General features: G+C 56.9%; 16 protein-coding genes, 1 tRNA gene and 3 pseudogenes. 12 read left to right on the top strand and 8 right to left on the bottom strand.

Annotated elements, in window-relative coordinates:
- Positions 1-2: 2 nt before the first annotated feature.
- From E4K09_RS12455 to E4K09_RS12425, 7 genes are all read left to right on the top strand, one after another.
- The gene (locus tag E4K09_RS12455; RefSeq protein ID WP_134497414.1) at positions 3-776 is read left to right on the top strand and encodes an ABC transporter permease; all 774 of its coding nucleotides are present in this window, start codon (positions 3-5) and stop codon (positions 774-776) included.
- On the top strand, positions 773-1,432 hold the full coding sequence (locus tag E4K09_RS12450) for an ABC transporter ATP-binding protein (protein WP_134497412.1): 660 nt from the start codon (positions 773-775) through the stop codon (positions 1,430-1,432). The genes E4K09_RS12455 and E4K09_RS12450 overlap by 4 nt, the downstream gene beginning before the upstream one ends.
- 520 nt (positions 1,433-1,952) lie before the next feature.
- Positions 1,953-3,161 (top strand): glycosyltransferase family 29 protein, encoded by a 1,209-nt coding sequence (locus E4K09_RS12445; protein ID WP_166802284.1) that lies wholly within the window; start codon positions 1,953-1,955, stop codon positions 3,159-3,161.
- Entirely contained in the window at positions 3,154-4,092 is a 939-nt protein-coding gene (locus E4K09_RS12440) for a glycosyltransferase family 2 protein (protein WP_166802283.1), read from the top strand. Before E4K09_RS12445 ends, E4K09_RS12440 begins: the two co-directional genes overlap by 8 nt.
- A 4-nt stretch (positions 4,093-4,096) precedes the next feature.
- A complete protein-coding gene (locus E4K09_RS30660; protein WP_134497406.1) occupies positions 4,097-5,428 on the top strand; it encodes an FkbM family methyltransferase in 1,332 nt (443 codons plus the stop codon).
- A gap of 314 nt (positions 5,429-5,742) precedes the next feature.
- Positions 5,743-6,879, top strand: a complete 1,137-nt coding sequence (locus E4K09_RS12430) for a capsular polysaccharide export protein, LipB/KpsS family (protein WP_244610473.1) — start codon at positions 5,743-5,745, stop codon at positions 6,877-6,879.
- A gap of 115 nt (positions 6,880-6,994) precedes the next feature.
- Positions 6,995-7,336 (top strand): COG3415 family protein, encoded by a 342-nt coding sequence (locus E4K09_RS12425; protein ID WP_134497404.1) that lies wholly within the window; start codon positions 6,995-6,997, stop codon positions 7,334-7,336.
- A 141-nt stretch (positions 7,337-7,477) separates the two neighbouring features.
- Here the strand turns inward: E4K09_RS12425 and E4K09_RS12420 are convergent.
- A pseudogene (locus E4K09_RS12420) lies at positions 7,478-8,002 on the bottom strand (IS66 family transposase); the annotation flags it as partial.
- A gap of 40 nt (positions 8,003-8,042) precedes the next feature.
- On the opposite strand from E4K09_RS12420, the pseudogene E4K09_RS12415 reads away from it, so the two are divergent.
- A pseudogene (locus tag E4K09_RS12415) lies at positions 8,043-8,186 on the top strand (transposase); the annotation flags it as partial.
- 867 nt (positions 8,187-9,053) lie between these two features.
- Positions 9,054-9,725, top strand: coding sequence for an outer membrane beta-barrel protein (locus E4K09_RS12410; RefSeq protein ID WP_134497402.1), 672 nt, complete (start codon positions 9,054-9,056; stop codon positions 9,723-9,725).
- An 11-nt stretch (positions 9,726-9,736) separates the two neighbouring features.
- Here E4K09_RS12410 and E4K09_RS31045 read toward each other — a convergent pair.
- Together E4K09_RS31045 and E4K09_RS12400 are read right to left on the bottom strand one after the other, a co-directional pair.
- Positions 9,737-9,880: pseudogene (locus E4K09_RS31045) on the bottom strand (pentapeptide repeat-containing protein); the annotation flags it as partial.
- A 70-nt stretch (positions 9,881-9,950) separates the two neighbouring features.
- Entirely contained in the window at positions 9,951-10,718 is a 768-nt protein-coding gene (locus E4K09_RS12400; RefSeq protein WP_134497398.1) for an IS5 family transposase, read from the bottom strand.
- Positions 10,719-10,922: 204 nt separating this feature from the next.
- On the opposite strand from E4K09_RS12400, the gene E4K09_RS12395 reads away from it, so the two are divergent.
- Positions 10,923-11,861 (top strand): hypothetical protein, encoded by a 939-nt coding sequence (locus tag E4K09_RS12395; protein WP_134497396.1) that lies wholly within the window; start codon positions 10,923-10,925, stop codon positions 11,859-11,861.
- 143 nt (positions 11,862-12,004) lie between these two features.
- A complete protein-coding gene (locus E4K09_RS12390) occupies positions 12,005-12,388 on the top strand; it encodes a hypothetical protein (RefSeq protein WP_134497394.1) in 384 nt (127 codons plus the stop codon).
- 54 nt (positions 12,389-12,442) lie between these two features.
- Here E4K09_RS12390 and E4K09_RS12385 read toward each other — a convergent pair whose 3' ends face one another.
- Entirely contained in the window at positions 12,443-13,654 is a 1,212-nt protein-coding gene (locus tag E4K09_RS12385) for a DUF4199 domain-containing protein (RefSeq protein ID WP_134497392.1), read from the bottom strand.
- Positions 13,655-14,713: 1,059 nt separating this feature from the next.
- On the opposite strand from E4K09_RS12385, the gene E4K09_RS12380 reads away from it, so the two are divergent.
- Positions 14,714-14,802: transfer RNA gene (locus E4K09_RS12380), tRNA-Tyr, on the top strand.
- A 292-nt stretch (positions 14,803-15,094) separates the two neighbouring features.
- Here E4K09_RS12380 and E4K09_RS12375 read toward each other — a convergent pair.
- From E4K09_RS12375 to E4K09_RS12360, 4 genes are all read right to left on the bottom strand, one after another.
- The gene (locus E4K09_RS12375; RefSeq protein WP_244610471.1) at positions 15,095-17,293 is read right to left on the bottom strand and encodes a FecR family protein; all 2,199 of its coding nucleotides are present in this window, start codon (positions 17,291-17,293) and stop codon (positions 15,095-15,097) included.
- Between the two features lie 172 nt (positions 17,294-17,465).
- Positions 17,466-18,809 (bottom strand): tetratricopeptide repeat protein, encoded by a 1,344-nt coding sequence (locus E4K09_RS12370; RefSeq protein ID WP_134497388.1) that lies wholly within the window; start codon positions 18,807-18,809, stop codon positions 17,466-17,468.
- A gap of 173 nt (positions 18,810-18,982) precedes the next feature.
- Entirely contained in the window at positions 18,983-21,199 is a 2,217-nt protein-coding gene (locus E4K09_RS12365) for a CHASE2 domain-containing protein (RefSeq protein ID WP_166802282.1), read from the bottom strand.
- A 784-nt stretch (positions 21,200-21,983) separates the two neighbouring features.
- Entirely contained in the window at positions 21,984-22,658 is a 675-nt protein-coding gene (locus E4K09_RS12360) for a helix-turn-helix domain-containing protein (RefSeq protein WP_134497384.1), read from the bottom strand.
- Between the last annotated feature and the right edge of the window lie 234 nt (positions 22,659-22,892).

The following is a 22,892-nucleotide window of genomic DNA, read 5'->3' as shown; positions in this document are numbered from 1 at the left end:
CCATGCAAGCTGCCCTCACTGCCCAGTTCCGGGTCATCGGCGCGCTGATCCTGCGTGAGACCCGCGCCACGTTCGGCACGTCCCAGATCGGCTATCTGTGGGCCATCATCACGCCTGCGGCCAGCACGGCCGTGCTCGTGGCGATCTTCTCCGTGGCAGGCCGCCACCCGCCGTTCGGACCGAGTCTCGCCCTTTTCTTCGCGCTGGGAACATTCACGCTCGAGTTCTTCACGAAGCTCGGCAACTCGCTGATGGTGGTCTTCGAGGCCAACAAGGCTCTGCTGTCCTATCCGCCGATCAAAGAGCCCGACGTCCTTTTCGCCCGCGCCACTCTGATTGCTGCGACCTACGCCCTGATCATGGGTATCTTCTTCTCGTGCCTCACAATCCTCGACCTGGCGGAGCCTCCCGCCTTTCCGGCAGCTGTGATGGAGGCCTTCGCCGCCACGGGGCTGCTGGGGCTCGGGTATGGGGCCACGAACGCGATCCTCATTACAGTTTTCGACAGCTGGCGGCATATCGAGAAAGTCCTGTCGCGCCCTCTCATGTTCATCTCCGGCGTGTTCTACGTCCCGAGCTACATGCCACCACAGGTCGTGGCCTGGATTGAATGGAACCCGGTTCTGCACTGCATCGAATGGATGAGGAGCGGCTATTACTCGAATTACGACAGCTATGTCCTGCACCGAGGCTATTTGCTAACGGTGGCCGTCTGCTTGATCTTCTTCGGTCTCGCCGGCGAACGGCTGACACGCAGCAGGAGGACGCGCTCGTGATCGACCTCGTCGATATCTCCAAAGCTTACTCGATCAAGGGTGTGCGAAAAACCATTCTCGACCGGCTCACCTTCTCATTTCCTAGAGACAAGAATGTTGCGCTTCTTGGCCCCAACGGCGCCGGGAAGTCGACGCTGATGCGCTTGATCGCCGGTGCCGAGCAGCCGGACAACGGACGGATCATCCGTCATGGACGGATATCCTGGCCCCTCGGCTTTTCAGGCGGCTTTAACGGCTCGATGACCGGGATCGAAAACATCCGGTTCGTGGCGCGCGTCTACGGTGAGGACACCGAAGCAATCGTCGACTACGTCCGTGAGTTTTCTGAGCTCGGCAAATCGCTCAACTTGCCGATCAAGACCTACTCGAGCGGCATGAAGGCACGACTTGCCTTCGGCATGAGCATGGCGACCAAATTCGATTGCTACCTCATTGATGAGATCACCGCCGTCGGCGATGAGAAATTCAAGAAGAAGTCACAAGCCGTGTTCCGTGAGAAGTTGCCACACTCACGCATCGTCATGATCTCGCATGCGATGGATCAGATCCGAGAGTTCTGCGATTGCGGTCTCCTGCTCTCCCCACAAGGCGTGTGGTACTTTGACCAGATAGAGAAACTGGTTGATGCGTACCAGCAGCTAATGCGACGCTCGTGAAGCGGAATTTTTACTCCGATTGATAAGTGCAGACGATCCATCGAAAAGGAAGCGGTGCCTGCAAACTTGAAGACTTGGCGCGAAATCGCTGTTTCCGCCCAACCGACGATACACATAGCATCGGAAATTCACTTTGATACGTCCACGTTGATAGCGTAGATGTATCATGGGCACGTGTGCTTCTGTGCATTCTCACAGATTAAACGTTGAAGGTGTCGTTGCCACAGATGAGATCGCGCGGGCGCGTCATAGATCATATAAAATCAGGCGAAGCAAATTTGCAGGCGGCCTTGACTTTATCGAGTTACTAGGAAATTTCGGAGCACCTGCAGCTTCAGACCTCAATGCCTCCTTCGGAGAAGGACGAATGCAATTTTACTTACCTGACTTCTCACGAGCCTACATCGACATAAAGAAGCTCAACAGCTCTCTGAAAAGCGCATCTTCCTCGGCGGAATTCGTATCCTCTCGGTACTTATCGGAATCCGAGAGGAATTCGCTGTTCGTCGAAGAGGCAGGCATGCTGACGGCGATTCCTGTCGGTCTCGATGACTGCGACGGTTACTGGGTTTTCCGGGCGGCGGATGCGAGTAACGGCCCTAACAGCGTTATCGATTTTCTCAACATCTCATTTTTGGAAGCTCAAACCGCAGTTCGTCCAGCTCGAGCACAATTGGCGGCTCTGTTGGATCGAGATGAGCCACCCTTCACGCATGAGTTTCTTGAACGCTTGGCGCTGCACCTGAGTGTGAAAGGATCATTTTATGAACCCTCCGATATCGAGCATTATAAGGAGGCGTTTGAAAGAGCCGCTACCTGTGGCGACGCTGTCACAATCCTCAAGAAACTGTGGCGGGTATTTGGCCCAACTGTCTGGTTGACTGATAATTTCAACAAGCTGCTCAGTAAGTTTAGCTCCAGCATCACGTCGAGCGACATGATGTTCGCCGCGGCATATCTCTGCGAAGCTGGCGAGTACTCGAAGAGCATAAAGGCCGCCTTGGAAGCGAAGAAGAAGCGTAAGGAGACGTGGAGCGAGAACCGATATCTCGGTCTAATCAATCTTCTAGTGAAGGAAGGGCACGTCACTGAGCCGTGGGCGCTGTCATATTCTAGCCTCTTCGATAGGATCGTTAGTCAAGCACACATATTCCCAGAAGAGATCAGCGAAAACAGAGACGACCTGATTGTAGTCGGAAACTCTCCGACGTTATTGGGAACGCGCGCTGCCGAGCAGATCAACGCGTCTAACCTCGTCATCCGTTTCAACACCGCTGAAACTAGTTTCCCCTATTCGATCGATGTGGGCACGAAGACCGACGCGCTCGTATTAAACCCAGACTACTCCCAAACAAGGCGATTTTTCGGGAGACCCTGCAAACACATTATCGTCTCAAACGGGGATCTATACTCGTCCAAGAACATTGGCGCAAAGTTGCATGACTTTCCCAGTCAATACCTGATCCATTTTATACCCCCTCAGATCGACCGATACGTAACACAGAAGATTGGAGCATCTCCGAGCAGCGGCCTCAAAATGCTGTATTGGATCTACAGCGTAGTGGGCGCTCTTGATCCTGATCGTGTTCTTGGCTTCTCTATGGGCAATCAACCACTGGGGCATGCAAGCTCTTATTCGAAGCCTGTTCCAACAAAGATGCCGATTGTCCACGACTGGAACGCCGAGCAGGATTTTCTTCAAGAGCTTTTGGAGAGCAAGAATGGCTAACCTGACAGTAGTAATCCCTACCCACAACTCTGCTCAATTCATCGGCGATCTGTTCGAGTGTCTCGCCAAGCAGCAAGACATAGCCGTCATCTTCGTGGATGATCATTCCGCCGACGACACCATCAAACGAGTGGAACGATGCTCAAAGTCATTTCCGTTTGAAGTTCGGTTACTGCGAAGCCGTAGGCGAGGTCCTGGTGCCGCCAGGAATCTCGGCGTCCGTGAGACACAGACAGAATATGTTTGCTTTCTCGACTCTGACGACACGATCGAGCCGCAGTTTTCGATGTTAGTAGCTAACTACTATAGAGAAGAGCCAGATATCATAGAAACCCTGTTCCGGCAGCTCGACCCAGATGGGTCAGTGCTGTCGAAGTCAAAATTGTCCCACCACTTGACTGACGAGGATAGGCTCAAATCCCTTATAGAGTCGAAGATATCCATGGTAAGTTGGGGGAAGGTTTATCGAACGTCCTTCCTGAAGGAGCACGGGATCGCCTTCCCGGATGGAATATTCAATGGAGAAGACCATATATTCTCTCTCCACGCATACAGTAAAGCCAGCAAAGTCGTTGTGGTTCCACAGTATTTATACAACTGGCGGCGCCGCCCCGGCTCCCTGACGAAAGCGCATATCACGAAAAGACGGGTCGATGATCACTTTGCGATTACGCGGATGCGTATAAAGATGCTCCAAGGCCCTCATAACGTCAAACTACGACAAGCGCTCTATCTGAAGTCATTCAAGGAGTGGGTGCAACTTAAGAGTGAGATTTCCGCTAGTACAGGATTCCTCCCAAAGTTTAGAAGTCGTTTGTTGTTGAAATACGGGTTGAGCCGCTTCAAGCGGCAGTTCCCAGCGGACAATGATCGGGCCAAGTTTGTGGAGAAGAAAGACCCTGCGCTTTTCAAGCAGGCGCAGCAGGGGTGAATGAATGACGAAGATCATTTCGATGAAGCAAGCTGCTCAGCTAAAAGGCAACTCCATTGTTGCGCAGGAGGAGCAGTGGCTCGATACATCCTGCGAGTTCAAAGGTCTAAACAACGCCTTGCTTTTGGAGCAAAGCGCCAAATGCAATAAGGCTTCAATCATATTTTTTGGCTCGAATTCGAGGATCCATGTCGGTACATCGAGTCGACTTAGCGGCAAAGTTTCGTTGGGTCATGATTGCTCTATTGTGCTTGGTTCTCACAACACCATCACAGCGAACCTAGAGTTGTCCGCTGCCGAAGGAACAAGCATTACGATAGGCTCAGATTGCATGTTCGGAATCGGGTGTCGCGTCATCACTCATGATTTTCACCCACTTTTTGATGCCCTAACCAACGAACGCCTCAATGTAAGCAAGAGCATCGTCATAGAGGATCACGTCTGGGTCGGTGATGGCGCGGTTATTCGTAAGGGCGTACGAGTTGGAAGCGGAAGCGTTATAGGTGAGCGTGCAGTGGTGCTCCATGATGTGCCGCCAAACTCAGTCGTTGTCGGCGCTCCTGCGAAGGTTGTGAAAACAAATATACGCTGGGAGAGAGACAGTCTGCGATCTACTGAGACACCAGCACTTCGACCTGGCGCCGCTCAACAAATAGCCGACACGGTCCGAGGCTTGATACGCACATTTGAATTTGGAGGTCAGCAGTTCAGGTTCTTCATAGAGAACGAGCACGATGAGATATCCAAATATCTCATCCGCGGCCAGTTCTATGAACAAGAGGAGCTTCGTCTCATCTCGCCCTACCTTTCTGCCGATGATGTTGTCGCCGATATCGGCGCGAATGTTGGAAATCACTCTATTTACTTTTCCAAGGTCCTTGGGTGTCAGAAGATCATCACATTCGAGATGAACGCTGCCGCACAGAGAATTGCCGACATAAACTACCTCCTAAATGGCACGAGGAATATCACCTGCAACTCAGGTTTCGCGTTAGGTGACGGCGCTGGTACAGGGAGCCTCACGTATGAGTCTCACAATCTTGGGGGCGCCAAGTTTGTCCGTGACGATGCTGGCGATATACCTGTTTTTGCTGGCGATCAGGTCATCGGCGACCATCGGCCAACGTTTCTGAAAATCGACGTCGAAGGAGACGAGCCCCAGGTTCTCACCGGTTTTTCTCAGACTATCTCAAAATATCGCCCGAAGATATTCGTTGAGGTTGATGAAGCAAATGAGGCGTGGATGGTAAGCTGGATAGAGAGTAATAACTACTGTATAGTAGAAGAATACAAGCGGTATCGAGCGAACCGAAATCTGATGTTGCTTCCAAACTAAGATATGCAATCCATTTGGCACTCCATCCGATCAAAGGTGGCGGCGAGACGGAGACACTGCTTGAGGACAAGATAGTCTTCTCGCAGTGGCTTGCAACCACTCGCCACCCCTTCTTGGACCTGAAATACTCAACGACATTAAGGCTACGATTTTCATTACTCTAGGCACGTAACGAGCATCTCATGCCAGTGCAGAGATCGCCGGCGGAATGCCCTGATGTCTCGATGAGTCCAGTTAATGAAGAGTCAGTACCCACAACCCGGACCTCCGCTGGCCATGCCAAACAAAATGCCATCTGAACACGCGAGTGTGGAATGATCTCGAAGAATCTCATGCAGCTGGCGAAGTCAGTCTACCGCTACGCAAGAATTCCCTTTAGCAAGGCTCCTTCCAGGTACTATGTGTTAGGGCTGAGCCCTTGGAAGGACTTCATTAATTATTGGCTGCCGGATCGACCGATTGTCCGGAGAGACAAGGCCATTAGCAGGTTCAGCTTCTATACGTCACTCGCGCCTTGGATGCTCGCAGAGAAGGCGCCTGAGGTCTACGTGTGGGGCTACAAGTACCCAGCGTTTGTCGAGAGATTCTGCAGGTCCCGCAAGATTCCTTTTATTAGGATCGAGGATGGGTTTCTCCGCTCTGTTGCGTTAGGGGCTACTAAGGCTCCGCCAATATCACTCTGTTTTGACAGATCATCGATTTATTTCGATGCGACGCAAGCGTCGGATCTTGAGCGTCTTCTTGAGACGTATGATTTCGCTGCAGACTCGCAACTGCTTCAGAGAGCCCGCGCAGGCATCGACAAACTAGTCAATTCGAGACTCTCAAAGTACAATACCTCCAGCGATATCGACATTGAAACCATCTATGGACCCAAAGACAGAAAACGAGTTCTCGTTGTTGGACAGGTGGAAGGGGATGCATCGATTAGGAAAGGGTGCAACCGGCAAATCGACAACAACGAACTTGTCACGATTGCCGCGCGAGAGAACCCCGATGCGCAGATTATCTACAAACCCCATCCGGAAGTACTGCACGGCACTCGACAGAACCAATCTGATCCGCGCGCCGTAAGACATCTTGCGCTCGTTTTAGAACAGGACATTACGCTTGCAGACACCTTCAAAACGATCGACCATGTCTACACGATTACGTCGCTTTCAGGCTTCGAAGCGCTGATCCGTGGCATAAGAGTGACATGTATCGGAATGCCTTTCTACGCTGGCTGGGGGGCAACTGACGATCGGCAAGAGTGCAATAGAAGAACGGCTCGGCGTAGCGTCGAAGAGATCTTTGCTGCGGCGTACATACTCTATCCGCGCTATTTTGATACCATCCTCCGCAAAGAAATCACCTTTGAAGAGGCGTTGGATCTCCTTGCTTGGATGAAGACCAAAGCGACTGCACAATCGGAAGATCTACCTGGAAATCTTTATATGTTGCAACAATAGATGAGGGCTTCAGACACTTCGTTAACTACTAGATCCTGTTAGAGCGTGCAGCGGTTGCGTAGAATCGGGATAGCTGATTCCATCGGGTTGGTTGTGATCGGCCGGGAGGCGTCCCATGCCAACTCCTCTGTCGCGAGACTTGCGTGAGCGGATCGTGCGTGCGGTGGCAGGCGGATCCTCCATCCGACAGGCGGCTTTGCGTTTTGAGGTCAGCCCGTCGGCTGCCGTGAAGCTGATGCGGCGCTTTCGTCAGAGCGGCAGTCCGGCTCCGGCCCGCTTTGGCGGTCACCGCCGTCCGATTTTCGAGCCGCATGGGGCGCTCGTGCGCGCTCTCCTGGACACCAAGGCTGACATCTCGCTGGTGGAGATCCAAGCCAAGTTGAAGCCAGCACGGCATCGTGGTCGGGGCGACCTCCACCATCAGCCGCTGGCTCAGACGAGCCGGCCTGACGCATAAAATAGAGCCTGAGAGCCGCCGAGCAGGATCGCGCCGACGTGGCCCGCGAGCGCCGACACTGGCGCGTGTGGCAGCGCTACATGGATCCGATCCGCTTTGTGTTCTTGGACGAGACCGGCACCTCAACCGTAAGCGCTGTTCTCAGGCCACGGCCCTGAGGTCTGGCGGGGTGGCATAGGCCCACGGCAGCAGATCATCGATCTGGGTGTTGAGATGGCCGGTAACGATGCGGCTCAACACGTCGGTGAGATAAACCTGCGGATCCACGCCGCACAGTCTGCAGGTCTCAATCAGCGAGGCGATGACCGCCCAGTGCTCACCCCCGCGATCCGAGCCGGCAAACAGCGCATTCTTGCGCGTCAGAGCCAAGGGCCGGATTGTCCGCTCGACCACGTTGGTATCGATCTCGATCCGCCCGTCGTCCACGAAGCGGGTCAGCCCCTCCCAGCGCACAAGCGCATAGCGGATCGCCTCAGCCAGTTTGCTCTTCTGGCTGATCAGACCAAGCTTGCCGCGCAGCCACGGCTCTAGAGCGTCCAGGATGGGACGGCTCTTGGTCTGCCGGATCCGGCATCGCTCCGCCGCACTCATGCCGCGGATGTCGCTCTCGATGCGGTAGAGCTCCGCGATGCGCGTAAACGTGACCTGACCGGGTGGAATTGGACCAGGTTAATTGAGAGAATTGACCTGGAACAAGGAGCCACCCATACCGAAGAAGAGGTTCAGTTCGGAACAGATCATCGCGAAGTTGCGCCAGATCGAGGTGCAACTCGCCCAAGGCAAGAGTATCGCGCTCGTCTGCAAGGAGGCTGGTATATCCGAGCAGAGCTATCATCGCTGGCGGAAAGAGTTGAGACCACCCGCGGAGAAAGTTGGCAGTTCCGCAAAGTGAAGGCCATTGCCGAGGCGCGCCGGCTCGCGGGCCGTTTCCTTGAACTGACGGACGACCGAGGAGACGGCGCCGAGCTGCTATCGGCATAGCTCCAATCTCTCAGCCATGCCTTCTTCCATGGAGCCGTGAGAACGCATCTCTACCCTGTTGAGCGAGGGTCATGCTGCGCCCCTCCCGTAGCCGTGCGCGGCCAGCATCTGAGCCGGGATTTTGCACCAAGGTATATCTTATCCTGAGCGCAAGCCGCTCAATCAGCGACATCGATTGAAGACTTTCGTGCTCCGCTGGCCTGTACGTTCAGCCTTCTCTAAGGCCCTTTGTGACGCTCTCTCGTGCAAAAGCCAGAGAGCGACTGTGAGGAAGGCAAGCACCGGTCTCTACGAAAAGCCCGGCGGCTCATCCATGGTGTTTTGCTGACATGACATCCACTCCGTGTGCTAGAACTGAGAACTGCAACACTGGCGCTTTGCGCCGACTTGGCTGCCAGCCAGCCTTAGGAAGCAGACGAGAGAATCAATAGGATAATCAATCGCCCTTTGAGCAGACGCGATTGGGCTCAGTTGCCGCTCGTGATGCTTGTGGCGCTCTTGCTTGGCATCGGTATGTCTTTCGGCCTGAGGATCATTTTGCCCTACCTCATCACCGCGACACGCTAGGCTGAAAACAACTGCCCTCGGTCGAGTGTTTTGACACACCAAAGCCCAACGAAGGGAATGAAAGCGCCCCCTAAACTCACTTAGAGGTGGCTGTTCCTCTCGCGCAGCATCCCTTCCCAGCACAGAGCTTGATCAGCGATCTCGGCGAGATTGTCATGCATCGGCTGTCATCATCGCTCCCGTTCCGGTCTTCACCTGGGCCGGCTTCTACGCCGGTGTGAACGCTGGCGCGGCTTGGAACGACAGCGATCTGACCCTCAGCTCCGAGACGCCGGCTTTCTTCGGCGCGATCGACGTTGATGGCATCAGCTCGGACGACGCCGTGTTCACGGGCGGCGCGCAGATCGGCTTCAACTACCAGTTCGGCGCTGCTGTTGTCGGTGTTGAGGCTGACATCAACTACATCGACTTCGACGATGCCTTCTCGGCTCTCGATGTGGCGACCGGCGACGAGCTGACGGTTTCGCAGGAAGTTCGCTGGTTCGGCACCCTGCGTGCGCGTCTCGGCTTCACGCCGGCTGAACGCCTGCTGGTGTACGCGACCGGCGGTCTGGCGTTCGGTGAGGTTGAGAGCGCCACGACGTTCGACATTCCGACCGAACTGGCTTCTTTCGCCGGTTCGAACTCCGATACCCGCTGGGGTTGGACGCTTGGTGCAGGCGCTGAGTACGCCATCACCAACAACCTGACCGTGAAGGCTGAGTACCTGTATGTCGATCTTGGCTCGGAGAGCTACACCGCTGTCGATCCGGCAAACCCTGCCTTCGACTACACCGTCGAGGACGAGACCAACTTCCACGTCCTCCGCGCTGGTCTGAACTTCAAGTTCAACACGTTCTAAGATCGTTCGCTTCAGCGATACGTGAAAGGCCCGGGTTCTCCCGGGCCTTTTGTTTTGCAAAGATCAGGGTCCGCTTCACGAAGGTCTGCTTCAGGGAGTCGCTTGCTGCTGAGGTTTGCTCCGCTGAGATCCGCCATCTTTAGATCGCTAAAGCGGAGGTTTGCCTTCTGAGACTCACGTCAGTGAGATCAGCATCGGTAGATTAATAAGGAGTGCTACGGCCTGTTAGTTCTTGAGCCAGTCGATTGCTGCGGCGAGGCAGAGCACGCCCATGAAGGACGAGGCCGTCTTCTCGTAGCGCGTTGCAACAGCTCGCCACTCTTTCAATCTGGCCCAGAGCCGCTCGACAACATTTCGGTTGGTATAGATCCAGTCCGGACAGGCGACCGGTGCCTCATTGGACTTGGCCGGGATCGCCGGCCTCGCACCGAGGCTCCAGATGTGCTCGCGGAAGCTGTGACTGGAATACCCGCGATCCGCTACTACCCAGCTGGGCACACCCGGCAGAGAGTCGAGCAGCGGAATGGCGTCAGGCAGCTCGTGCGCCTGACCTGGTGCAAGGCGAAGCGCGATCGCGCGTCCGAGACCGTCGGCGATCACGCAAGCCTTGGTGCCATAGCCGCCACGAGAGCGACCAAGTGCTTCACGATCGTCTCGTTGAGCTTGAGAGCCCCTTTTCGATGCGCTCCCGCGGCCTTCTGATGCGCGCACGCTGGTGCCGTCGAGGCAGGTCATTCCAAGCTGGATCCCGCGCTCCTGCACCAGGTTGAGCAGACGCTCCCAGACACCCAGGCGAGCCCAGCGGATGAAGGTCTGAGCGGCCCGCCACCATGGACCCAGTTCAGCGGGGATCGCCCGCCACTTAGCACCATTCTCATGCCGCCAGAGAATGGCATCCACTGTCCGACGCAGATCCCGCGGTGGGGCCTTGCCCTTCGGACGGCACTGTTCCACCAAAGGCTTCAGCATCGCCCATTGTGCGTCCGTCAGCATGGCTCCTCCTCAGATCAGGACGAGCAAAACGCCTCCAGGTGCAAAGGGTTCAAGGCATAACAGGCCGTAGGTCTCCTGTGGCAATGTCCGATAAGTAGGGATTTCTCAAACCGGGATGACGGCGAAGTCCGGAGATTGTCCGTGCCCACCCAGCTAGGGGAAATGTCACCAACAATGGCGTTGCCAAACGGGCACTATTGAGACATGACAACATCGCTGAACACCATCATCCGGAGCCTCAAAGTGAAGATCCTGCGCTGGCCCGCATTGATTGCGGCGGCATTGCTCGTCGCTCCTGCCTACGCCGAGGAATTCTTCCTCGCATCCATGGCCCCTACGGTGAAAATTGAAAAGCTGACCGGGAAAGGGACAGCCCAAGCAATCGCCGAAGGCTTTGTGCCTGAATCCGAAATGCAAGCCTCGTGCGAAGGCCTCGCCCATGAGGTGACTGACTCATACATGAAGGACTGCATGACCGACATGAGGAAGCAGTACGGCCAGCCCTTTCGCGCCTCGGCCGACTGTATCGCCGGCACGATGCGGCCCGCGATCGGCGGCAACTACAAATTCGCGGGCCTTTACACACCAGCAGAAGCCTTCGGTGACAAAAACATCACCAAGTGGCAAGACGACAAGGGCGAGATTGAGCCCGTCGCGAGAGCGACAAATGCCTACGCCCTTGACCAGAACTGGAAGGTTCTGTGCGGTGAGGACGCCCACCCAGGCAAATCTGCGTGGGCGGTACGTCCCGCGCGCTTTGATCCCGAAATCTTCGGCGGCATGACCTACGACCACAACGGATCGCTGGTTAGGGTTAACGACGAGATTGGCGAGATCCGGTACGAAGACCCGAAGAAGTCGATCGCCGGCACCGTCACGCCCGGCACCCTTCTTTTCAAGGGCACCTTCCGCAATCTGGCGAAGCCTAATGAGGCTGTCCGCGGTGTCGTGGAAGGAACAGCCTATGTCTTCAAGAAAGGGTGCCAGCCCGCCTCCTATCATGTTCAGGGAACCTACGACACTTGGACGATCACCCTGAAGGGACCAGCGCCCAAGCGAGATCGTAATTCCTGTGAGGTCCAGGACGTGACGAGTGCGAGCCGGCACTCTGTACTCAGGTTCGAAGCACTAGGAGATTATTGAAATCCCTTACGAACGAAGTACGCTATTTCTCGTAAAGAACCTATGTGCAACTTGCGTCTTCAGGTACTCCATCAATCGTGTCGTGAGCGTCCGGGAGAACGCGTGAGCATCGCAAGGCTCCTATGCCTTCAGGAACCTCCATCGTGTTTGTTATCTATCGGCCACCGAACAACGCCCCCGAAGTAGGCTTCCGCCTACTGATCGTTGCTGCTGTCCTCGGAGGCATCCACTTTCTCTTTCACGCCATCGGAAATCGGGACTATCCCGTTTTCAACTTCTGTCTGACAATCACGATCATGGGGCTTGTCCTGATGTTCCCGATCTCGGCTGCTTTTGCGTTCCTTCCGCGCTGGGGTGCCGTGGTCGCTACGATCACCATGCTGATAATCGCATGGGTCGTCCTTGACTGGTTCCTGTTACGGAATGGCCCGACCATGTGGCTGCGCTATTACACGAGGTTAATAATGCTGCACGCCCGAGAAGCCCCGTCATTCATGACGGCGAGCGTCACAGGAGGCCAAGGCTGATAGGGAGCATGAAATCGTGCATCGGCAGTTCTCAGGAGTAGTTTGGATCCGTCCTTACGCGGCCGTCCCGCTCCTTTCAGCTTGCCCGCGGGCATGTTCTTCCTCGCGAGATTTCCGCTCGGCGGACAGCTTGATCGCCGCTTGGACCCGCTTGAGTAGTTCCTCAGGCAGCACCGGTGCAGTCGACTTGTTGTGATAGTCATCCTTTGCCTTGCCCCACCTGATACGCCACTTTTTCTCTTCAGGAGGAAGAGAGTTTGCTGCCTTGGAATTGGCGAGGCTGATCTGCTTGATCTCGTCCGGCGTGAATAGCCGCTGCTCGTAGTACATCACCTTTGACATATCGAAGGTCTTGGAGGGCTCAACCCTGATCTTCCCGTCTCGATAGGCAATCTGCCATTCTCTGGACTTGTAAGGAGGGATTGCTTCGGCTCCTAAAAGACCGGCGACCTTCATCCAGAAGGGTTTCGGATCGCTCACGTACATGTCGAGTGGAGAACCCGCAGCGGTCAGGCCAAGGCTTTTTCTTGGCTTCTCGGCTTCCTTACCGGTGGGATCAGGCGCCTGAGGGACATACCCCGTATCGGAGAAGGTCATGGCATGTGCAATGATCGACTGAGCGAACTTCCTCTCCCCTTGCCTGTAGAATGCAATGAACAGCCACCAAATCGCGAGGACGATACCCCCTGAGATCAACCCAAGGCCCAAAGCGTCATCAAAGCTGAGCAGCCTAAAGTATCGAAGGGCCCAGAATACCAAGGCGATCCCAGCTAGAGACAAGACGGGCAAATGATCGGCATTACGCTCACCAATCCGCTCGGCCCAATTTATTCCGGTGTAATGGGGGACCTTTTCCCGTGAGCGGCTAGCTTCATAGATAATTCCACGGGTGACGTTACAGACCGCAATTGGATTTTCGGTCGCATCACGATTTGCAAACGTCAGCATGACCTCGTCACCAGCAAGAAATCCGTTCTCAAAGCAAATCATCGACTTCATGCCTTCTGGCGAAGTGAAGACTACCTGGAACTGTGTTACCAACTTGGCCCGTGGTACGAAGTTGTGCGTGTATGTGGTTTGGCTTACGCGGTGTCTCCCGTCGATCGTACAAGTGATCCGATGGTCCGACGTCATCCCGGTGTATTCGTTCCAAGTCTCGATGAACGATTTATCGGTCGCGTTGCCTACGATCCCAGGAATTGAGACGAAATCGACAGGGTTATCTCGAATAACGAGATTTTCCCTCTTGTAGTTCTTCGATGCCATGTTTAGACTCCAAACATATCTTACTGTTCCCACACAATCCTGAATAGAAACTAAACCTCTTTTATTTGCATGTTGGGTTAAACCTTCGTTCTTGGCGGTTCTGACAGATTCTTGTGCGGCCTATCCTAGAATGTCCGCCGCGGGGCGATTTCATTAGCTTCCGCCTCGAGCTTGGATGCTCGCTCAGACAGAGCGGCCCAACCAGTCGACCGAGCCATGTCCCTGAGTTCTTGGGCAGCTAATCGCCTCAAGCCGCTTCCAGCTCGGGATTGAAATACGAGACCTTCACAGAAGGTGTGATTGCCATCGCCGGCCATCTAGCGCCGATGGTGCCGATCTACGGCTATATCCTTACCAAGCTCGGATATATTTAGACTTGGCGTTAGCTGCCGTTGGGCGCAATGACCTCAAGTGCTAACAGGCCCTAGCCGGAGGTCGGCAGCGCCCCCTCGGTTAGGGCGTTTTTACTTGCTTTCACGAGTAGATTTCGCGGAACGCGGTTTAAACGGGTTTTGAAGTGTTCGGAGCGTATTCAGAGCAGCGAAACCGATGATGCTCGCCTGTCGAGAACCACCTAAGGCGCTCTCCGGCGGGCACAAGCGTCTTCGGCGACTCTGAATGGGTCGTCATCCGGAGTAGCTCAAAGGCTCGTTTGCAAGTTCAGCTCTCTCGGCAGAGGCTGAAACGGCTGGGGATATCATCGACAGAGGTCTCGCCATGACCCACTTGCTTCAATCGAGTGCGAAGCTAGCAGGTATCCCCCTGGTTTCAGTCAAACGGCTGTTCGGCAGCTTCTTGGCAAGAGGCTGGCTGGGCCAACAGATAGACCATGCCCTGAGCTTTAGCTGGCACTATGACGATTGCGACTAGTCAGATGCGGCTCTCACGTTACTACCGATAACACCGCGGGTACTCTTTACTCCACCAATGAAGGTCCTGGGCAACGCGTCCCTGAAGCTTCTGCGTGTCAGCCCTGCTCCTAGCCAGGAAGAGATACGTCGCACTTCGAAAGATCCAGCCACCGTTGCCACGCCTCGTCTATAGTCAAGGTGCGATCTTGGGGAGGTGCCCGAGCGGCAAAGGGGGTGGATGGTAAATCCGCTGGCTTTTCAAGCCTACGTAGGTTCGAGTCCTAACCCTCCCCACCATCATCCTGGCGGCACGTCTGTTACAGCGCACCGGGACCAATCAGCGTCCATTCCAACAGACCGCTCTTTGGGCACGCGGAAAAGAAAGCCGCGTAATTCGCCAGAACCCGCAGTACGAAACCGCCCTGCGTCCGCTACGGAGTGTTTACCTTGCATTCAACCTTGAAATCGACCCTGGACACCCGTTTGACCACGTCCACGACCTCCAGCACCGACGCGCCATGACCGTAGCCGCAGTTCAGGTGGCGTTTGCTGCCGAACCCGGGAAGTGTGAGAAGTCCAGCACAATCTCCTATCGGGCGAATGTCCCGGCCCCCGCAAAGGTCCCAATCCCCTGATAGGCCGTGCCCCCGTTGATCAAGACGCTCCCGCCGATCTCACGCGCCGGCCCTCGCGGCCCGTTGTAAAACTGGCCCACAACGTTCATCGTCACTCCCCCCGCGCCAGTGCCATTGAGCGTGCCGCCAAACGCGTTGCTGTTGAGGGCGATGCCACCGCTGTAATTGCGACCATCCAGATTGGAGATGCTGACGGACCCCGTCCGGGTGCCAAAATTCACAGCGGTGCCCATATTCCCGGCTGCCACATACTCACTCCCGCCCGACTTGATCGATGCGATGACATGGCCGTTGTATGTTGCACTTCCGGTCACCGGCATGCTGACCGCATCAGTCGGCCGACCGGCAACCCATGTGCCCAAGTGGAGAATATCCTGGAGGACATCGCCTGAGACACCACGATTGGTTTCTGAGGACCAGAAGCCCCACCGCGTGTACTCGCATTGACAGAAGTTCACCCCCGGAAATGACGCCCGTGCGTTAACCGTTTGCGCCGTGACAAACAAGGACCTGTGCCCACTCACGGCCTGCTCATTCACCGTCGACAGCGGGACAAGTCCCCTTGTGCGGCTCTCCCGCCCGGCAAAATTGTCGTAGTCGATGTAGACCCCGCGGCTGCCGATGGTTCCGGAACCCTGGTAGCCAAATTGCAAGTGGGCTGTGTCGACCGCACCGGGGACTTCACCGGACGGTCCCACATTCCCGCCGACCATCTGGGCCCCGAAGCGATCATCACGCCGGAGAACGATGCCGAGCCCGCCCAGGAACTGAAACGATGGGCCGATCGAGGCATTGGTATTGCGGGAGAAGGTTCGCATCAGCCCTGCACCATATCCAGTCAGAGCGGTCTCCGGGTGATTGGTGCCAAGCCCGCTTGGCAGCTCTGCATGGGTAGCCGTTTGGCGGTAGGTATACTCGGTACCGGGAACGCCGCCCCCCGGAAAGTAGAAGGCGGTCTGCGGAACAGGACGGCCTGTCGCATCGTCATAAGAATCCTGGTTGGCTCGAACGGCAATCGGTGTGTAATCCGCATCAAACGTAACGTTTGACCCAAGACCGGTGACATTCCCATTCGCGCGGCCAGCCGAGACAGTGGATTCGCGTCGGGTGGTCGCGGTGAATCCACCATCGAAGCGGTCGAAGCTGGTACTGTCAGCAGAGCCCGTCATGACATAAATCGTCGAGACCTGTGAGGCACCCTGACCCGTGATATTCAGGCCGGCCTGCATGAAGCGGGAAAATCGGTTGGGTGTTCCATCCGCATTGCGGCCGCCCAGGCCATAGCCCAGAATGGGCGAATTATAGAAGGTTCCGGGTGCGGCAAAGCCTGCCGGGAGATAAGGCGCTCCTGATCCAAGGCTTGGATCAATGGACATATCAAGAGCGTAGAACCGACTGGGCGGCACCGGAGGAGATGGCGGGGGTGGCTCCGGCTGGACCGGCGGCCGGGGTGGCTGGCTCTGAACCAAGGTCTGCGTCGCCTGGACCTGCGACCCTTGCTGCACGATCTGGCTGACCTGGGCCTGCTGGACGACCTGAGCGGCGGGACTTGGCCGAACAGCCGATGACGCTGTTGTTTGCCCCTGAACACTCGTCGTTGACGGAGGCTGGAGAGCGGCCGTCGTTGCGCCAAGACCGAGCCGCACAGCCTGACCATCGGTCGGCCGCTGGAGCGCCCCTCCGGATTGTCCAGGCGCACTCGTGAGCTGACGGGTCAGACCGGCAAGATCACCCGCTTTCACCCGGACAGGCGCAAGCGCCTCGCCATTCGGTTTCACCGTCACCGCGAAATCGGGACGTCGGATCACCTGCGTTCCGGCAGAGGTCGCAACGGTCGTCGTTCCAAAATGATTGACGGCCAGCGTCCCCGTCTCCCTCCCGTGCGCGATCGATGCAACACCGCCTCGAATACCAATGGTAGCGGCCGGCGTCACCACCGTGGCGCCCCCCGTGTGACTGGTTCCGCCGCCGACAAAGCGCAGCGCCCCTTTCGTGAGCGTCGCGGCCATTCTCCCGGTGCTGGATCTGGGATCATAGACGAATTCATCGATGATCAGGTCGCTGTTCGGCCCAATGTTGAGGGATGTCTTATCGACAAACACCAACTGAACAGAACCCTTGTCGCTCGTGCGGATACGCTCGCGGTGCACCACCTGAGCGCCGATTTCGATGACCCGGGTTGGCCCGGCCGGGGCGACCCCAACCGATGTCGGGTTGACGGCCCCGGCCGTGCCGACGGTCTCCGCTTGCGCGTGCGACACTCCAAGGGCGAGTGCGGCGGCCACAGAAAACGGGAGAAGCGTATGGGAGCGTGCCATGAAAGCCTCAAAACCGCAGGGTCGGTCCGAACGAGATCGCAAAATTGCGCGTGCGAAAGTTGGGAAGATTGGAGGCCACCGTGCTGTAAGTAACCTGCACACCCAAGCCGATGTTCTGGTAGACGGGCATATCCAATCCGGCGCCGACCCGCCATTCGCGGTCGTACCTCTTCACCGACGGATCGATGATCTGGTTGGGCTCATCATACCGGAATTGCGAGAAGCCGATGTATGGCACGAACGTCCATGGTCCGTTGCCCCACGGGCCCGCGAAATCAACCGGGAAGGCGACATCGGCCGCGACCTGCCCGTAGCCATAGTAGCCGTACCTGTCGCTGGTGTCATTCGAGGAGACCGCAATGCGACCCTGCCATCGCAGAGGGCCATAAAGCGGACTCCCTAACACAGCACCGGCGGACCAGACGGTACCGCTCTGTTCATCGGCCGTCCTGTAGGTGGGGGAGTTGCGGAACTCGCGCCGGCGGACTTCGACGAAGGGCTCAACCTGCACCAGGCCGATGGTGCTGCCGAGACCAACCCCGGCTCCGATGCTGCCAAGATAGGGGGCGTCACCGAGCCAGACGAAGCTGCCGAGCAGGTAAGGACGCACATAAGCGCCAGGGAGGCTGTCGGGCGCAAGGGCCAATCGTGGCCCAGTTTGGAGATCAACAATATTGGTATTGAGGCGCTCGATGGTGAACTGCCGGGCATGGTAGGTGGAGAAGAGCGTTTCCCACACATCGCCACGTTGGTTTTCGAAATCATAGATGTGACGTACGGCGCCCTGCGCAAAGGCATTCCAATCAGGGCGCTGAACAAAACGTCGGTCAAGAATGGCATCTTGGCCCAACGCGCGAACGAGCGGATTACTGGGTCCGGCGCTTGCGTTGGTTTGGTGCCGCAGACCGACCTGCGCGAACCCGGACCATTGCACCGTCCTGAGCCTGCGGTCGATCTCCGCCAGGAACGCGTCAACCCGCAGCGTCACCTCCGATGGGACATCGGGACCGGCAACAGCCGACTCGAAGTAGGACCGTGCCATCGCATAGGAGCCCAGACGGAAGTAGAGAATGCCAAGCTCGAGGCGAACACGAGGAAGATTGGGATTGTAGAAAATCATGCGCTCAAGAGCGCCGATGGCAGCCTCATAGTCACCCGCCGCAGTGGCCATCTCCGCAAACCGAAAGTTCGCATCGAGATCGGCGGGATTCGCAAGAATGCGCTGAAACAGGGCCTCACGGTCGTGGCGTTGGACACCGACCCCGCTCTGCGCTTGTCCAGCAGAGATAAAACTGAGGATCGCGAGCGCGAATGCAACCCCAGATCCAAATAGACGAGTCGCCAGTCCCACGGGTGCCCCCCTGCCCGCACAATTTTGCTACTTTAACCTGAAAGTATTCCCTTTGGTCAAGTTGCAAGAAGTCAATCTTCAGTCGCAAAGCGCCCGGGTTGAGACAGCGCCAGCGGCAATAAAGTATGATGCCATCAGAAGCTGCATCCGTGTCTTGAGCAGAACCTCAAAACTCAAACGATCCTCGCAAGAGCCGTGTCAGACAACCCGTCGTCTTCACCTCGGTTCGAGGAGATCAGAACTGGATTCATCTCAGTGACAGATGAAGTTCGGAGACGGTCAATGAAGCTGCTGTAGAAGCCAACGAGTGCAGGACCACCGCGCCTCCGGCATGCCAGCAGATGTTCAAGCGCTTTTTTCTCGTCGCCTGCGGCAATCGCATCGAGCATCTGACGGTGATCCTGGGTCAAGTGCTGAAAGTCTGCGCTTGACGCATGCTGGCGATCACCAACAAGAGCAAAGAGCTTTACCGGCTCCGATTTACCCTTCAGGGTCATGGCCCCCGCTTCCAAGACCGCAAATCCCGGAGCAGCCTGAATGGTTGCCTCTGACACTAAGATGGGGGCACCTACCCTCTTACACTCCCCCTCAATGCGCGCGGCAATGTTCACGGCGTCTCCGACCGTCGAGTAGTTGAACCGAGCCTCGGAACCCATGTTGCCAACACACGCGGCCCCCGTGTTGAGGCCGATCCCAACCTGGACCCTCCAATCGTTAAGCCCAGCAGCCTGCAACCCAAAGGCATCATTCCTGTTAAGTTGGTCGACAATGTCCCGCATCCTAAGGGCAGCGGCACAGGCCCGCGCTGCGTGATCCGGAACGTCGACTGGCGCGTTCCAGAATGCCATGACCGAGTCACCGATGTATTTATCAACAACGCCTTGCTCCCGCTGAATGGCATCGGTTAGGGGGGAAAACAGGGCATTCAAAAAGTTAACGAGGGCTTCGGGCGATAGCCGCTCGGAAATCGCCGTGAACCCCCGAATATCCAGAAACAGGATTGTCATCAGACGGATCTCACCACCTAGCCGGAGTGTATCCGGCGCAGCTTCCAGCTTGTGCAGAAGTTCCGGCGCCAGATAACGACCAAAAGCCTGCCGAATGAATCGGCGGTCACGGTCCGTTGTGAGATAGAACAGGGCTGTCAGTGCGAAATACACGATGAGGGCACTAAGCGTCGGGTAGACTGGATCAAGCAGCAACCGGAATTCGGAGAATACAAGCCATGCTGCGGCCAGAAGACAAGCGGCAACGCCGGCGATCACAAGAGCGGCATAGCGGGCCCCGAGCCTGGTTAGCAGAAACGCCACAATGACTCCCGAGAGAAGAGTTGCGACTGTTTCCGCTCCTGACGCCCAATCGGGTCGCCAGAGAAAGTCCTGCGTTAGAATTTGCTCCGCTGCCTGCGCATGAATGGTAACGCCCGCGACTGTTTCCCCAAGGGCTGTAATGCGCCGATCAAGAAGTCCAGCGGCCGACGTCCCCACGAAGACGATATGGCCCTCGACCCGTGCCCGGGTGGTCTCCTCGTGGCTCCTATTAAAAAGATCCCGCACCGAGATAATGCGATCCGATCGATTGCGATCATAATACAGGAAGAGTTCACCCTGAGGCGTCAATGGGACAGGGAACTGACCAACCCGCAGATCCACCAGTGCCGGCTGTCCTCCCCCCTGCTCCCGACTTGCCCCGGTACTGCGGATGACCACTGATGCTGCTCCTTGAGCGACCCGCAGAGCCTCAAGCGTGAGCCCCGGGTAAAGCCCGTCCCCATCCGAAAAGAGCATGGGGAGCTGACGCACGATCTCAGAGGCGCTGTCTTGACCGAGACTAATTCCCCCTACGCCACCGGCCGCCTGTTCAAGGGTATCCAGGTTACGAACGGCACCTCTGAAAGGTTTGAGGATCTCCCTGGGATGAGTACCGGCGATCGCGTAGCCTGACTTTACAGCAGGACGCTCCACGCGGGTCTGTTCGAGGGCTGCGAAACCCAGAACAACAGGCATCTTCCGGAGAGCCTCGGCAAAGACTTCATCGTGATCCGGAAGACGCATCAACATGTCTCGGACTTGGCCCGTGGCCTCCGGGTTTCCGGCTTCGAGCACCTCTGCAATCAGAGACGGGGAGGTTCGGTCAGGCTCAGCGAAGATCATGTCCAGCACAACGGTCGCAGCCCCTAACTCGGCTAAACGTTCCAGCAGGGCAGCAACTTTCGTGCGAGGCCATGGCCATTGGCCTAATTCCATCAAGGCCTGATCATCAATGTCGACCACCCGAACGGGCGTGTCTCTGTATTGACGAGGCTCAAGGCGCTGAAAGGTGTCGAACGTAAAATTCCGAAGCGCTGCAACCGGACCCAGGTCAACGATCTTCAAGGTCATCATCAGCATGATGGTACATGCGCTGACAAGCACCGTCTTGCAGAGGGTAGCCGGGGCACTCGCCATAGCTTTGACCGAGGTTGTGGAAGGACTCAGCAACGTCAGGCATCGACTTTGCCGCTACGCAATGCGAGGGGTCAACAGGTTGACTGTGTCTCCTTAGGATTACTTACTCTTACTATCTCTGGTTGTAAGAGAACTCAAACTCACCACGTACGCCCAGACGGATGACCTGTTCTACCGCTGATGGCTCGGTCCCGTCTCTCGACCCATTCTGCGTGTTTGAGTCGGCAGGATTGTCGGGCGGCCTTCAGTTCTCAGGAGTTGAAATCCACTTCTGGAACCGCGGACGAGCAGTCTGGAGGGCAGGAGCGTCAACTGACGTCACGCGGCACGCTGGTGGAAGGCGCAACCGACGCCGGTTGTCTCGAACGGCAAGCGCCGGCGGCGGGGCCGACGCTGATCACGGGACCAGCGCCGTCGGCACGGGCGGTTCCGGAGCCTGCACCCACCAGCAGCTCCCTCAGCCCCGATCATAGGAGAAAGCACAATGCCAATTCCTACAGCGGACGGGAAGGTATCTGGAAATTAAGCTGCTGCATGGGCCAATCTTTTCGTTGTGAGGCGGCACATCACGAGATAGATCCACGTCTCAATGGTGGCCGGCAACCCCTCACAGTTCTTGGCCAAGCGCCAGTTGCGCACGAGCCATGTGCAGGTAGACGTCACAGTCCAGCACTGAGGCAGAATCGCAAACCGGGCCGGCACTTCCGTGCAGCGCAATCAATCGGTACTAGCCTCCGCCGCCGGTGCCCGACTCGGGGCAGCCCTTTGATTGTTGCGCCTCCTCCGGGAGAGGTGTCTCCGCCGCCTGAAAGGCCGCGACTATGCTGCGCAACTTGTCGCCCATCCTCATGAGGGAGTCTTCCAATTCCTTCCGACGACGGGCTGTGGCTTCATCCTCGACAGCGGCCTCTTGCTGCTGTTTGTAGTCAAACCCGTAGGCTCGCCGCTCGCCTTCCTGCGCCACCATCAGGCCTTTGGTTGCCATTTTGGCGATGTTCATCAATTTCGCCGCCGTCGCCTCACGATCCTCCAAGCTGTCAAACGCCATATCCTCCAGCAAGGTGGGTTTTTCTCCTCGGAGAATGTGGAAGGCGTCGTCCCACAGTATGTCAATCTGGGCCCAAGCAGCCCGGTGCCGCTGGAGCAGGGCCGTCCGTGGATCGACAGTCTCCACCTCGTCCACTCCTGCTGTCTGCGGTGACCCTGAGAACCGATCCTGCGCCGACTGGCTCGCGTGGCTGCGTCGGTCGCCCGCACGGCCGCGCGCCCAGCCTGATGCCTGGGCCCGACGCATAATCGCGGCCCATGACACGTTAAACGTCCTGGCGATCGCACGGACGGCGATCCCGTCTGCGTATTGCTGCGCAATCTCGTTCCAGGTTTCTTCTGTGAGCTTTCTCATAGCCACCCTTCCGTCCCATCCGCACATCATCATGCACCCTGATGTACCGGGCCTTGAGAGTGGTGCGGAAGGGCCTTTTTTATCTCTGGGCGGGCAGCTGAGGTTGGAAAACGGGCGTCGGGGCTTGAGGTGCTTTCAAATTGAGCCGCCCACGCCCCTGGTGGCGCGCAGCGATCGCTGCCTGTCATGGGATCTGCCACGTGGCCCATGATCGATCTCCGTGTGCCCCGCCCC

The organism is Microvirga pakistanensis (genome assembly GCF_004458765.1).
GTDB classification, from domain to species: domain Bacteria; phylum Pseudomonadota; class Alphaproteobacteria; order Rhizobiales; family Beijerinckiaceae; genus Microvirga; species Microvirga pakistanensis.
This window is presented reverse-complemented; position numbering and strand designations above follow the sequence as displayed.